The organism is Candidatus Paceibacterota bacterium (assembly GCA_035530615.1).
Lineage (GTDB): Bacteria > Actinomycetota > Actinomycetes > Nanopelagicales > Nanopelagicaceae > QYPT01.
Genome location: DATKUL010000002.1, coordinates 128,440 through 142,017 on the forward strand (window position 1 = coordinate 128,440; position 13,578 = coordinate 142,017).

At 47.5% G+C, this 13,578-nt stretch carries 14 protein-coding genes; 12 read left to right on the forward strand and 2 right to left on the reverse strand.

The annotated features are described in order from the left end of the window. Positions 1 to 27 precede the first annotated feature (27 nt). From VMW30_03645 to VMW30_03700, 12 genes are all read left to right on the forward strand, one after another. Positions 28 to 906: an SMP-30/gluconolactonase/LRE family protein gene (locus VMW30_03645; GenBank protein ID HUW87452.1), complete on the forward strand. Its 879-nt coding sequence runs from the start codon at positions 28 to 30 to the stop codon at positions 904 to 906. Positions 907 to 1,209: 303 nt separating this feature from the next. After that, positions 1,210 to 2,226 carry a substrate-binding domain-containing protein gene (locus VMW30_03650; GenBank protein ID HUW87453.1) on the forward strand — a complete coding sequence of 339 codons (1,017 nt, stop codon included), beginning with the start codon at positions 1,210 to 1,212 and terminating at the stop codon, positions 2,224 to 2,226. Between the two features lie 121 nt (positions 2,227 to 2,347). Continuing rightward, positions 2,348 to 3,118 carry an ATP-binding cassette domain-containing protein gene (locus VMW30_03655; protein HUW87454.1) on the forward strand — a complete coding sequence of 257 codons (771 nt, stop codon included), beginning with the start codon at positions 2,348 to 2,350 and terminating at the stop codon, positions 3,116 to 3,118. A gap of 2 nt (positions 3,119 to 3,120) precedes the next feature. Next, complete coding sequence (locus tag VMW30_03660; protein HUW87455.1) at positions 3,121 to 4,128, forward strand: ABC transporter permease; 1,008 nt, start codon at positions 3,121 to 3,123, stop codon at positions 4,126 to 4,128. 28 nt (positions 4,129 to 4,156) lie between these two features. Beyond that, on the forward strand, positions 4,157 to 5,071 hold the full coding sequence (locus tag VMW30_03665) for a dihydrodipicolinate synthase family protein (GenBank protein ID HUW87456.1): 915 nt from the start codon (positions 4,157 to 4,159) through the stop codon (positions 5,069 to 5,071). Beyond that, on the forward strand, positions 5,068 to 6,231 hold the full coding sequence (gene dgoD / locus VMW30_03670; GenBank protein ID HUW87457.1) for a galactonate dehydratase: 1,164 nt from the start codon (positions 5,068 to 5,070) through the stop codon (positions 6,229 to 6,231). The genes VMW30_03665 and dgoD overlap by 4 nt, the downstream gene beginning before the upstream one ends. A 5-nt stretch (positions 6,232 to 6,236) precedes the next feature. Further along, positions 6,237 to 6,995 (forward strand): SDR family oxidoreductase, encoded by a 759-nt coding sequence (locus VMW30_03675; protein HUW87458.1) that lies wholly within the window; start codon positions 6,237 to 6,239, stop codon positions 6,993 to 6,995. 66 nt (positions 6,996 to 7,061) lie between these two features. Continuing rightward, positions 7,062 to 8,267, forward strand: a complete 1,206-nt coding sequence (locus VMW30_03680; GenBank protein HUW87459.1) for a CaiB/BaiF CoA-transferase family protein — start codon at positions 7,062 to 7,064, stop codon at positions 8,265 to 8,267. 2 nt (positions 8,268 to 8,269) lie between these two features. Then, a complete protein-coding gene (locus VMW30_03685) occupies positions 8,270 to 9,064 on the forward strand; it encodes an enoyl-CoA hydratase/isomerase family protein (protein ID HUW87460.1) in 795 nt (264 codons plus the stop codon). A 4-nt stretch (positions 9,065 to 9,068) separates the two neighbouring features. After that, on the forward strand, positions 9,069 to 10,157 hold the full coding sequence (locus VMW30_03690; protein ID HUW87461.1) for a glycoside hydrolase family 88 protein: 1,089 nt from the start codon (positions 9,069 to 9,071) through the stop codon (positions 10,155 to 10,157). Continuing rightward, positions 10,154 to 10,873 carry a FadR/GntR family transcriptional regulator gene (locus VMW30_03695; protein HUW87462.1) on the forward strand — a complete coding sequence of 240 codons (720 nt, stop codon included), beginning with the start codon at positions 10,154 to 10,156 and terminating at the stop codon, positions 10,871 to 10,873. The genes VMW30_03690 and VMW30_03695 overlap by 4 nt, the downstream gene beginning before the upstream one ends. After that, positions 10,870 to 11,661, forward strand: a complete 792-nt coding sequence (locus tag VMW30_03700) for an enoyl-CoA hydratase/isomerase family protein (GenBank protein HUW87463.1) — start codon at positions 10,870 to 10,872, stop codon at positions 11,659 to 11,661. The genes VMW30_03695 and VMW30_03700 overlap by 4 nt, the downstream gene beginning before the upstream one ends. Positions 11,662 to 11,742: 81 nt before the next feature. Here VMW30_03700 and VMW30_03705 read toward each other — a convergent pair whose 3' ends face one another. After that, positions 11,743 to 12,594 carry a carbohydrate ABC transporter permease gene (locus VMW30_03705; protein HUW87464.1) on the reverse strand — a complete coding sequence of 284 codons (852 nt, stop codon included), beginning with the start codon at positions 12,592 to 12,594 and terminating at the stop codon, positions 11,743 to 11,745. Continuing rightward, positions 12,594 to 13,505: a sugar ABC transporter permease gene (locus tag VMW30_03710; protein ID HUW87465.1), complete on the reverse strand. Its 912-nt coding sequence runs from the start codon at positions 13,503 to 13,505 to the stop codon at positions 12,594 to 12,596. The genes VMW30_03705 and VMW30_03710 overlap by 1 nt, the downstream gene beginning before the upstream one ends. Positions 13,506 to 13,578: the final 73 nt, after the last annotated feature.

Here is a 13,578-nt window from a genome sequence, read left to right on the forward strand (position 1 = left end):
TGAATCACTCGAGATGGAAGGAAAGATATGATTGAACTCATTGCCGAGTGCGTTCCTGGGACAAAGGGAGATCTTTGCGAAGGAGTGCTCTGGGACGAGCGGTCTGGCACTCTTCTATGGTCTGACATCTTCAAAAACACGATTATTCAGTGGAAGCCAGGAAGCAATTCCTTTTTCCGAAAAGAATTCAAGAACATTATTACTTCGATAGGAAAGAACGCCGCGGGAGGATTCATTGTCGCGGCAGGGAATAGCATCCAACTCCTTGATGAGAATCTAGTTGTGATAAACGAGACATTATTGGAGATGCCAAATCCAAATGTTCGAACTAATGATGGAAACATTGATCCACTGGGCAATTTCTGGATTGGCAGCATGGCATACGATGCGAAGGCCGGGATGGGCGACCTCAAGAGAGTTGCTGGAAATTTTCAAACTCACGTCGTGTTGCGAGACGTAACAATCTCGAATGGTATGGACTGGTCCCCACGTGGAGATATTTTTTATTACATCGACACGCCCACGCAGCAGGTGAGCCGCTTTACATTTGATCTGGATTCGGGTTCGTTGGGTCAAGAAATGGAACCGATAGATGTGAGTGACAGCCCAGGAATGCCCGATGGCATGTGCGTCGACGCTGAAGGTAACTTGTGGGTTGCCTTCTGGGGCGGGGGGCAAGTGCGAAACTTTTCACCAGAGGGAAAACTCTTGGGAGTTGTCAAGGTTGCTGCCTCTCTCGTAACAAATTGTGCATTTGGGGGTGAAGACCTTTCAACGTTGTATGTCACGACGGCAGACGCCTCATATGAGGAGTCCATTACCAGCAGTGAGCCTCTGGCGGGTTCACTGTTTTTCGCTGATGTGAAAGTCAAGGGCAGATTACCGAACAACTTCAAGGCAATCTGATTCGTGAACTTCTGCGTGCGGGGTCACCTTTGGTACCTCTAAAGGCGCACAACGTATACATCCTGTTCTACGAGGCTTCTTCGTGAGACTAATCCGGCAATTAAAGGGGATTAGTATTAACTAAAAGGCGCATTTGGTGGATAAATCACTCTGACCAACAAAGTCTCAATCTAAACTCAAGTCGTTCTTTCGGGGCTCCGGGGTATAACTATTTCGAAATCTTTGAAAAACCCTTGAATAGTCATTCCATATCATCTATACATGGACAGGCTGATTCTAGCCAGACCTACTAGGAGGACATAGATGAGAGCACGTCGTATTAAAGCCGGAGTAACAGCGCTGGCACTCGCCGCATCCGTTGGATTAACAACCATCGGTACTGCCACGAGTTCGCAGGCAGCAGGTGGTTGGTGTTCTGGAGTAAAAATCGCCGCATTCCCTGGTGGACCTCAAGGTGGTGTTTTTGCTAACAACGTCTACAACGGTTTCAAACAAGCCGCGAAAGATCTCGGTCCAAGTGTCAAGTACTACTTCTCTGACTGGGATCCAGGAAAAATGATGACGCAATTTAAAGAGGCAGTCGCGACAAAGCCAGACGGAGTTGCCATTTATGGATTTGGCGGACCAGAGGCCAGCAAGCCTATTGTTGACGCGGCAGAGAAAAAGGGAATCATTGTCACGACTCTTAACACGTCGCTGGTTGATTTGCAAAAAACATACAGCGCAAGAGGTTTTGGATTCGTAGGAGCTGTGAACTACAAGGCCGGCAAAGATCTGGCTGCCGAAATGGTGAAACGCGCAAAACTTAAGAGTGGCGATTCAGCCTTTGTTTGGGGTCTAAAGGGACAAGGTGGAGATCGCGGTCAACGCACAGTTGGTGTGATTGACGGCTTTGAATCTGCCGGCGTAAAGGTTGTTTATCAAGAGATTGACCAAGCAACTAATACCTCACCTGCATCTGGTGGGCCAACCTTTGCCGGAATCATGGCAAAGAACCCTGATATTAAGGCTGTTGTCACCGACCATGGTGGTCTGACTGCAACTGCCGCTACTTACATGAAGGCAGCTAATTTAAAGGCCGGCTCGGTCTATTTTGGTGGCTTTGATGTGTCACCAGCAACCGTGACTGCAGTCCAGAGTGGATATCTGCAACTTGTAATTGATCAACAACCATGGTTACAAGGGTATTTACCAATTCTTCAAATCTGCTTGACCAAAAAGTATGGTTTTTCGGGTTTGGACATTAATACCGCTGGTGGATTTGTCGATGCAAGCAACGTCAAAATAGTTGCGCCTCTTGCAAAGAGAGAGATCCGTTAAAACAGTAAAGTAAGGAAGCATTAAGGTATGTGGTGCTGGCGAGGAGTAATTTCTCCTGGTCGGCACCACATATTTTAGGTGAGAGTGTTAATGGGTTTTTAGTATCAACGAAAGGGCGGTCGTGAGCGTAGTTCCTGTTATTGAATTAAAGAATGTTTCTAAAACGTTCGGTGAGGTTAGGTCGTTATCAGATGTCAATCTGAGCATTTATCCGGGTGAAATCGTTGGCCTTCTTGGCGATAATGGCGCTGGCAAATCCACACTTGTAAAAACCATCATGGGGTTTCATGCACCCGATGAAGGGGGCGAGATCTGGTTTAAAGGTGAGAAGATTACCGAATGGAATGTTGCCAAAGCTCGCTCCATTGGAATCGAAACTATTTACCAAGAGCGTGCGCTCTGCGAGCAACAACCCATTTGGCGCAATATGTTCATGGGGCGTGAGATCACAAACCGTTTTGGCAAACTTGATGTCAAGCAGATGAAGTCTGAAGCTGCGCGTTTAATGGGTGCCCATATGGGCTTTACGTCGACCGCAGTACACCCTGATAACCCAGTGCTGACGATGTCGGGTGGCGAGAAGCAGGGTGTGGCTATTACTCGAGCATTGTACTTTGATGCCGAATTAGTGATTTTGGATGAACCTACGGTCGGGTTATCGCTCTCTGAAACTAAGAAAACTTTGGATTTTGTTCAAGAGATAAAGAAATCTGGCCGCTCAGCGATTTTCATTGACCACAATATCTTCCATATCTATCCAGCAGTTGATCGCATGATTGTGTTGGATCGTGGGAAAGTTGCCGGTATGTACAACAAGAGTGAAATTACGATGGATCAGCTCATCGAGGGCATGTATCGAGTCGCCCGCACGGGCAGTTTGCAGGAGAATTAGAGATGAGCAAAAGTAAAGAAGTTTCCGTGGTCAAGAATAACGCTGCACGTCCGCCATCATTCTGGCGCCGTTTTGGAATGCAATTTGGAATCTGGGGTGTTGGGGTTGTCATCTGGCTGATCTTTGTTGTAACAGCTTCAGAGGCATTTACCTCTAGAGATATCTATCTGGCATTCGCTTCCTCTACGCCGATTTTTGCTTTGATGGCGATCCCATTGACATTAGTTGTTATTACAGGCGAAATTGATCTCTCATTTCCTTCAACGATGGCACTAGCCACTGCTGGATTTGCAAAAATCTACTCTGGCACTGGGAGTATTTGGATTGGAATTGCAGGTGCACTTTTCATTGGAGTGCTTTGCGGTTACTTCAATGGATTCCTGATTACATACTTCGCCATACCGTCACTAGTTATTACGATCGGCACAGGATTTCTTTTCCGTGGCATCGAACTCGCATGGATGAATGGATCAGGCGTTGGATTGACTGATCCTAAATTACAGAAGATTACGACTCTCCTTGTTGGGCGGTCGTTCTTTGGTATTGCAAATCAATTCTGGTGGACAATTTTGGCGACTTTGATTTTGTGGTTTATCTTGAATCGCACTAAGTACGGGTCTCACGTATTTCTTACGGGTGATAACAAAATTTCTGCTCAGTTAATGGGTGTCAACGTTTCACGAGTTAAGCGCAGCACTTTTGCAGTTATGGGCTTCTTTGCGGCATTGGCTGGGTTGGTGGCATCCTTTGAAGTATCTTATTTCTGGCCAACCCTTGGTGACGGTCTCATGCTCAACTCCATTGCATCAGTCTTCTTGGGTGGTACCAGCGTCTTTGGCGGAGTGGGTACCGTGACGGGAACTTTCGTTGGGTCCTTCATCATTGGCGCAATCAATGCAGGGATTGTCGCATCGGGAATCAATGCGTTCTACACGCAAGTTTTCTTCGGCTTAGTCATTATTCTTTCTGTAATCATGCAGGCAATCATCAGCCGCCGAGTCAAAAAATAGTTCTGCAACAGGGGGTAACCACGAGCAGATGAGTAGTATGCAGCAAGTTCGTGGCGTCTGCCCTGTTCTCTCCGTTCCATTTACGCTAACTGGTGAAGTGGATTACCAGAGTTTTCGAAATCTCGTGCAATGGATTATTTCATGCGGCGCTGAATCGGTATTGATGTTTGGCGTCGCAAGCGAAAACATAAAATTGGATGATCTTGAGCGCGATCGGCTACTTGAAATCTTGGTAGAAGAAAAACGTAAGGCATCTCTCACGATTGTGGCTTCAGTTGCTGATCATTCTCTCGAACTAGCGGTGGTTCGTGCGCGTAAGTATGAAGCGATGGGTGCTGATTTCATCAATATTTTGCCACCCTCTTTTTTTGCACCATCGGCCGAGCAAATCCTCGAACACCTGCGAGGAATCCTTTCTGCAGTGAAGATTCCCGTGATCATCCAACATCTGCCGCAGGCAGGGGGGATGGAGGACGTCGCAGTGCTGGCCCAATTGGCCGGCGAGTATGAAAATTTGGCAATGATTAAATGTGAAGCCAACCCACCTTCGGCATCCATTGAACGAGTAAAAAGTTTGACTCATGACTCAGTTGGAACGCTCATTGGGTGGGGCGGAATTTTCTGGGCTCAGGGAGTTCAAGCGGGTGCTCTAGGAGTACAACCGGGGTGCGCACTAACCGATGCGTATATATGGGCCGAAGACGCATTGGATGCGGGCGATTTTACAGAATTTGAAAGACGCTTGAACACTTTTATTCCTTGGATTGCACGTTGGATTTCCAATCTTGAGCAATTGATTGCGGTTGAGAAAAGTATTCTGCAACGTCGTGGGATTATCGCTACTGCCTACTGTAGGCGCCCCACCACAATTTGGGATGCTGAAATTGAGGCAACGCTAGACGAGTCAATAGTTTTCCTTCAAAGCATAGGAGTGCACTTATGAAGATCACGAAAATCACTACAACCGTCATTAATGCCAAGATGCGGAACTGGGTGATCGTTCAAGTCTTCACGGATCAGGCGGGACTTATTGGAATTGGGGAAGCGACAGTTGAATTTCAAGCCCAAGCAGTCGTGGGTGCTATAGAAGATCTGGGTCAGTTAATTGTCGGACAAGATCCACGGGATATTGAAAAACTTTGGCAGATAATTTATCGCCACCCTTTCTTCAAAGGCGGCGTAATCACAATGTCCGCCTTGAGTGGAATTGATCAAGCACTCTGGGACATTAGCGCTAAGGATTTAGGCGTACCACTTTGGAAAATTCTTGGCGGCCTTGCTCGGGATCGAGTGCGAATGTATGACCATCTTGGTGGTGGTAGTTCGGATGCTGTTTACAACTCCGATACTGCACAATCCTTTGCTGAAAAAATGAAGCAATCAATTGCAGATGGATTTACAGCTGTGAAAATCTTGGCAGTGCCACAATCGGCGCCACTTGGGGGAAGTGCCGGATTGCGACATGCGGAAGAACTAATGGGATCAGCGCGTGATGCCGCAGGTCCTGATGTGGATATTATGATCGATTTCCATGGTCGTACGAGTGCAGCTATGGCGATCCAGTATGCAAAAGTTTTAGAACCATTCCATCCACTCTTTTTGGAAGAGGTGGTCCAACCAGACCAACATGAAGCCTTGGTGCGTGCCCGGCGCGGCATCAATCTTCCATTGGCAACAGGGGAGCGTTTACTCACGCGCTCTGAATTCTTACCACTCTTGAAAGACGGTCTCATTGATGTCGCCCAGCCTGATGTCTGTCACGCTGGCGGCATCACTGAGTTGAGGAAGATCTCTGCGCTCTGTGAAACTTTCGGTGTCGTGATGGCTCCTCATAACCCCTTGGGCCCTGTAGCCACGATGGTTAATGTCCATCTTGCGCTCACAACGCCCAATTTCCTTATTCAGGAAGTGATGCGCGCGGATGTTCCCTGGCGCGAAGAAGTATTTATCGGGGTGCCCGAGTTTGAGGACGGGCATATTCTTCCCCCGCAAGGTCTCGGTATCGGCATAGAGATTAACCAGATTGAGGCAAGTAAGCACCCATTCGTCTCGGTTATGCCAGTTCAGTGGTTCCATAATGACGGCTCAGTAGCAGATTGGTAAAATAAATGAAACTTAAGAACGAACATATTTTAGTTACAGGTGGCGCAGCTGGAATTGGCGCGGCCATTGTTCTGGATGCGGTACAAGAAGGGGCAAGCGTGTCCTTCTGTGATATCAATGTCCCGGCAGGCGAGAAGTATGCCGAAGAACTCAGCACGCAAGGTTTCCAAGTTTTCTTCCACCAAGCAGATGTTGGAAATTTCGATAGCCTAAACGTGGCACACGACGCAATGGTCGAACATTTCGGTCCAGTTACTGGCGTAGTCAATAACGCTGGTGTCAATGCCTATTACGATCCGGTTCTGATGACCAATGATGAATGGGAACGATTCTTCAACGTTGACCTTAAGAGTGTGTGGCACACGGCGAAGTGCGTACTCCCCGGGATGCGTACGGCAAGGCGGGGAGCGATTGTAAATATCGCATCGATCCATGCTCGCATGTCTTATCCCAAGTATTTTCCTTACGCAGCGGCCAAATCCGGTGTTATTGGATTGACCAGGAACCTTGCCCTTGACGAAGGGCGCAACGGAATTCGCACCAATGCAGTTTCGCCTGGATACACCCTGACCCCGCTGCTGGAGTCTTGGTTCGTCCAGGAACCTGCCAAGCGGACTGAGGCGATGGCGGTACAGCCCATGGGCAGAATGGCGCAGACCTCGGAAATTGCAAAGGTGGTCACATTCCTTCTCTCCGATGATGCCTCCTTCGTCAACGGTGCTGACTGGATTGTTGATGGCGGGCTTCACGCCCGTTTCGCCTGATGTCGTGAAGAAAAAGTGGAGTGGACGAGCGTTGACAAGTATTTCTTCATATGAAAGTATTTAAGTATGACACGTGGAGCCCTTGAGAAATTACGAGTAATTGATGCCACCCAGATGCTTGCCGGCCCCATCGCTGGAACGCGATTGGGGGATTTGGGCGCTGATGTGATCAAGATAGAGCCACCGATTTTGGGTGAGTTTAACCGCACTCGTGGCTTTGAGGATCAGATGAGTAATGGCGAGATGACTACTTTTCTCGCCGTCAATCGCAACAAGCGTTCCCTTGCTATTGATCTAAAACATCCTGACGGAAAAGCTGTTATTCATGAATTAATTAAGAACTCTGATGTTTTTTTGCAAAATTTTCGATACGGGACTGCAGATCGTTTAGGTATTGGCTATGAAGAATTGCACAAAATAAATCCGCAATTGATCTATTGCTCTATTTCAGGGTATGGATCTTTTGGTCCTTATCGCGATCGTCCCGGTCAAGATCTTGTTGTACAGGGATATAGCGGTTCGATGTTTAGCGTTGGAGCCCTTGGCGACGATCCAACCCCTAGTGCACTTTGGGGTGCCGATGTAATGACGGGGTATCAAGCGGTGATTGGAATTCTTGCCGCAATCGAATCACGCCATCTCACTGGCTTGGGCCAACATGTTGAGGTCGACATGCTGTCGGTAGTTATGGACTGCCAATTACAAGAGTTTGTTACGTATCTCAATACGGAGACGATGCCGCGCCGTATGGAAGAAAGAAGTGGGCATGGATCTATTCCTGCTCCGTACGGCGTCTACAAGACTTCAGATGGTTGGATGACCTTAGCAATGGTTCCGCTTCCTATCCTTGGTGAAATTCTTAACGATGATTGGTTACGTACTTTGGAGCATTACAACTCGGGCCATGAATATCGCGATGAGGTTTATCGCCTTATCCGTCATAAATTCGAAGGCAAGACCACTAAAGAATGGATTGAGATCTGCGATAAAGCCGGTGCATGGTGCGGACCCGTCTATAACTATGAAAACTTGGTTAATGATCCGCATATTCAGGAAGCTCAATACATTGTCGAACAACCGCAATATCGTGGCACTAGTGCTAGGACGGTGCGTCCTCCATTACGACTTTCTGAGACGCCACCGACGATCCGTCGCGGTGCTCCTGCTCTTGGCGAGCACTCACGAGAAATTTTGAATGGCATTCTTGGGTTTTCTGACTTACAGATAGATGCATTAGTAGGAACTGGTGCAATCGGACTAGTAAAGGACTAACAATGGCCGCAGCGAATCCCGGAAAAGTCATACTCGAACGCCATGGAAACACGGTACATCTGATTTTGGATCGTCCGGAGAAGATTAACGCGATGACCACGGTGATGGACGAGATGATGAATTCTTATATTTATGAAATTAATAATGACCTCGATATTCGTGCCGTTGTATTGTATGGCAAAGGCGAGAAGGGGTTTTGTGCGGGAAGTGATTTAACTGAATTGGACGAGTATGGAACTAACTGGGAATACCGTAATCGCTTTAGTAGAGGACTCGATTACGCGCGCGCAATATGGTTGATCAAGAAGCCCGTTGTTGCCGCAATTCATGGATGGTGCATCGGTGGTGGCCTAGAAATGGCCTGTGCTTCCGATATCCGTATTTCAACTTCTGACGCCAAGTTTTTAGCGGGAGAAATTCGTTGGGGTTGGCATGGTGGTTCAGGTCAGACCCAACTCTTAACCCATGCGGTTGGTCCTGGAAATGCATCACTTTTTCTTCTCCATGGCGAGCCGGTAGATGCATCTACCTCATTGCGTATGGGTTTAATACAAGAAATGGTTTCCCGCGAAGAAGTTCTTCCCCGTGCAATTGAAATCGCCGAGTCCATCGCGGCAAAGGCTCCAATCGCGGCGCAAATGACAAAACATATGGTTCGTATGGCGCAGAGTATGCCGTTGGAAGTTGGGCTTCTTTATGAAAATGATTCATTCGCGTACTGCATGACAACGCAGGATGCGCAAGAAGGACAGAGAGCATTTGCTGAAAAACGTCCGCCGAATTTCAAGGGAAGGTAAAGATATGTTCTCTGCCCCTGCGCTACCTAGTCGCCAGGAACGATTGGCAATACTTGAAAAAGTTGCAGCATCATTGCCTCGGATGCGTTTTGACACATGGAATTTTGGTGATTCCACTGGGTTCGAAGGCATGATCGAATCCGGAAGGGTATTGAAAGACGACACTTATTTTGCCTTTGCTCATGGGTGGATGCGAGCTTGGGCGACCAGACCAACTCCATACCAACGGATGGATGCCACGGCTCCGGGAATGGCGATGGTTGAGGTTGCACATTTAGCTAATGACACCATTCTTCTTGGAGAACTCATTGGTTTAGCGCGCTACTTGATGTCGCGGCCCGTTGATCGCGGGATTTTTGATATGTGGGAGAGCATGTGCTTAATTCCGCCCTATGGGGGTGAGATGCTTCCTCCCAAGGAGGCTGCGCTGCTTGCTCAGCCGCCGCGAGGGTCGTGCGTTGATTGCTTGCATTTTGACCCGCCTTTTTTTACTGCTTTAGGCAAGGCCTTAGACGATCCAGAATTTACCGAAGTTGGAATCTCGCAAGCACTTGCATATATTGAAGCCTTGCAACAACCTGATGGAATCTTCGATCATTTCTTTATGCATGGAGTAGCCGGAACTTTTGGCCCCGGATGGGGGCGGGGGCAGGGTTGGTCCATGCTAGGCCTACTAGATGTTCTTAAGAACATCTCCGAAGATAATCCCGCTCGAGCACATATTCTTAGCGCGGTACAGAAGCAGATTCACCGCATGATTGAACTGCAACGCCCCGACGGTCGTTGGTGGTGTGTTGTACATGATCCAACTTCGGGCGAAGAAGGATCAACTGCCGCCTTTATGGCAACGGGGTTTGCGCGCGCCATTAAGATGGGTATTGTGAGTAAAGAAGATGTATTACCGCACGCGATCAATGCCCTTGCCGGTGCACTTGATGATACGGACGCGAACGGTCATCTTCGCAATGTTACTGCTGCGGTAATGGCATCTACTCGCGCATCGCATTACGTACATACTCCGCGTGGTTTCTTGGTCCCATGGGGGCAAGGGCCATTGGCACTAGCAATCTGTGAAATGGACGACTTAATATGAAAACCAAGATCGCTAGAAATCTGCCAACCCAGATAGTCTGGGACTTGGGTAGTCGCATTATCTCTGGAGACATTCCACCAGGTTCAATTCTTACATCGGACACATTAGAGGAACAGTTCGGCGTGAGTCGCACGGTCGTTCGCGAGGCTCTTAGGGTTCTTCATGACAAAGGGATGACCCGTGCTCGCACAAAGACCGGCACGATTGTCCTTGAACGTGAAGAATGGAATTTGCTAGACCCTGATGTAATTTCATGGTTCCGGAGTTCTGGGCTGGCTCCAGAGTTATTGAAAGATCTTGAAGAGGTTCGTGCTAGTTACGAACCTTGGGTTGCTCGAATTGCTGCTAAACGGCGCGGCAGTAAAGATGTTGCCGTTCTTTCTTCAGCGTTAAAACGCATGACCGATGCGTACTACGGCAATGGCATGAAATCGGAAGTAATTGGCGAAGCTGACATGGCTTTTCATCAGGGCATGCTTGATGCGACGCAAAATGAGTTAATGAAACGGATTGGGACACTCTTCATTCCACTTCTGCGAATTCGCGATGAAATGGTTCGAGATGCCATTGATGATGGTTCTTTCATTATTCAGCATCAAGCAGTGCTTGATGCAATTATCGATGAAGACCCAGATGGTGCCGAACTTGCCATGAAAGCTCTCCTTGAAGCTGCAGCGCAGACCTCGTCGAATGCTCGGCGAAAGAACAAACAGTGACGCTGTCTATTCCAGTGCTCCCGGAAGAACTGGAATTTGATGTTGTTGATTCTGTTGCGACGTTAACACTCAACCGTCCTGAGAAATTGAACACGATGACACCAGCAATGGGCAAAGCGTTGATGCAACTAGTCTTTTACATTAACAACACCGAGAGTATTCGCGTTGTCATAATCACAGGGGCAGGGACAAGAGCATTTTCTGCGGGTAGTGATATCAAAGTCTTAGATGATTACGGTTCAAACTGGCAATTGCGCAATCGTGACGACTATGCGCGAAGTATCTGGCAGATTAGGAAGCCTGCCATTGCAAAGATCCGTGGGTACTGTATCGGCGGTGGTCTGGAAATGGCGCTCCTGAGTGATATTCGCTATTCAACTCCTGATGCCAAATTCGGCGCCGGGGAAATTAAGTTGGGATGGCACGGTGGAGCGGGCAACACTCAGCTCCTTCCACGTCATATGAGTACAGGTCGAGCCCTTGAGATGCTGCTCACGGGGGACATGATTTCTGCGGACGAAGCTGAGAGGTCTGGATTGGTTGACCGAATATTTAACGAAGATGAGCTAGATCAGAAAGTTGGGGAATTGGCAGCGCGAATTGCAAGTAATGCCCCGATTGCTTCAGAATTGGCTAAACATTTGGTTAGGATTTCGATGTCGACCGCTGTTGATGTTGGTCTAGCATATGAAAACGACACCTTTGCTTATTGCTTCACTACCCAGGATGCTCAAGAGGGTAGAGACGCCTTTATTGGAAAACGTGCCCCGCATTTCGAAGGCAAATAATTGTGAAAGGTTCATCTGTCATATATCGGATCTAGCAATCTACTGATCCTGGATACATCGCAGTGGAGTATTCTGACTCTCCTATCCTTTAATTCCACCACTTGTTAGCCCATCAACAATGCGTCGTTGGACAATTAGGAAAAAGATAATTGGTGGCAAGGTATAGAGCAAAGATGCTGACATGACTCGATCAAGGGGGGTTGTAAGTTCGCCAATAAGCGAGGCTAAGCCGGTAGAGGCGACCCTCTTATCCATATCAAGGATGAAAGTTGTGGCAAACAGGTACTCATTCCAGGCGTGGAAAAAGGCTAGAACCGCCCCAGCAACGATTGACGGGGCAATTAGCGGCCAGATGATTAAGCGCTGGATTTGCAACGTCGAGCATCCATCGACAATAGCTGCTTCTTCAATTTCATGCGGAATCGAATCAATTGCACCTTTGAGCACCCAAACAATGATTGGCATCACGAACGCTGCGTTAACAAGGATCAATCCCCAAAGGTTATTGATTAGTCCTAAGGAAATGAATAGTGCATACAGTGGAATCACTAGAAGTGCTTCTGGAAGCATTTGAGTTGCAAACATAATGAAGCCGATAAATCCTCGGCCACGAAATTTGCGACGTGAAATTGCATAGGCAGCAAAGAGTGCCATTCCGAGACTAGCAAAAGTTGTTCCGACTGCGATGAATGCGGAGTTCGTCAACCACTTTGCGATTTCCAATTTTTGAAAAAGATTAGAAAATCCACCTAAATTATCGAAGGAAGGCCACAGACGTGGGGATGATGTGAACATTTCATTTGTTGGCAGAAGCGAAGTGTTAAACATCCAATAAATAGGAAAGCCAGCGATTATGGCAATGCCGATAATGCATAACAAGATGATCATTGTTGAGATTCGAGAAGAACGTGCTTTCTTTCGGTTAGAGGACATTAGATATTCCGCTCAAGTCGACGATTGGCAAGAAAATAGACAACGGTGCAAGAAACTGAAAGGACAAATCCGATTGTTCCGATTGCTGCTCCATAACCGAGATTGCCGTACTGAAAACTTTCGCGATAGAGGCGAACAACGAGAGTTGAAGTTTTGTCAACGGGCCCACCTTGGGTCAGAACCCAAATCACGTCAAAACGGCGTAGTGCCCAGATCGACAAAAGCAGCATCATTACATACATCGTTGGACGAATTAATGGGATCGTCACATAACGGAAAAGCTTGAAGGATGTTGCCCCATCCACTTTTGCGGCGTCATAAAGATCTTTTGGAACAGATTGAAGAGCAGCTAGAAGTATCAGACTCGTCAATGGAAAGGTCATCCAAATCGTGACTGTAACGAGGGTTGGGAGTGCTAAAGATGGATTATCTAGCCAATGTTGTTCTTTTCCGATGATGTTTAATTTATGCAGGCCTGAGTTGATAATTCCGTATTGAGGATTGAACATCCAAGTGAAAATAAGAGCTACGGCTATGGGAGGAGATGCCCAAGGTAAAGTCACCATGGTCCGAACGAAAACCTTGCCACGCATTGATCTGTTCATTAGCAACGCTGCGCCTAAACCAAGTATCAGTGCACCGATAACACTTGCGATTGCATAACGTACAGTGACAGATAGGGTGCTGAAGAATCCAGAAGAATGTAGAATTTCGTCGTAATTCTTCAATCCAATGTAAGTATTTAATCCGGGATTCAATGTATTTGTTTCGGTGAAACTAAGTTGGAAGCCGCGGAAAAGTGGATAACCCAAAAATAGTCCAAGATAAATCAGGGCAGGAGCAAGAAGAATCCAATGGGCATTGCGTCTATACCAAACGTCCGTGTTTGATAATTTTTCCACTTTCGCCACTATGGCTTCTCCTTATTTTTCAAAATTGAGAGTACTTTGCCGGATAGATCGGTAACAATGTGGTTTGGAGTGG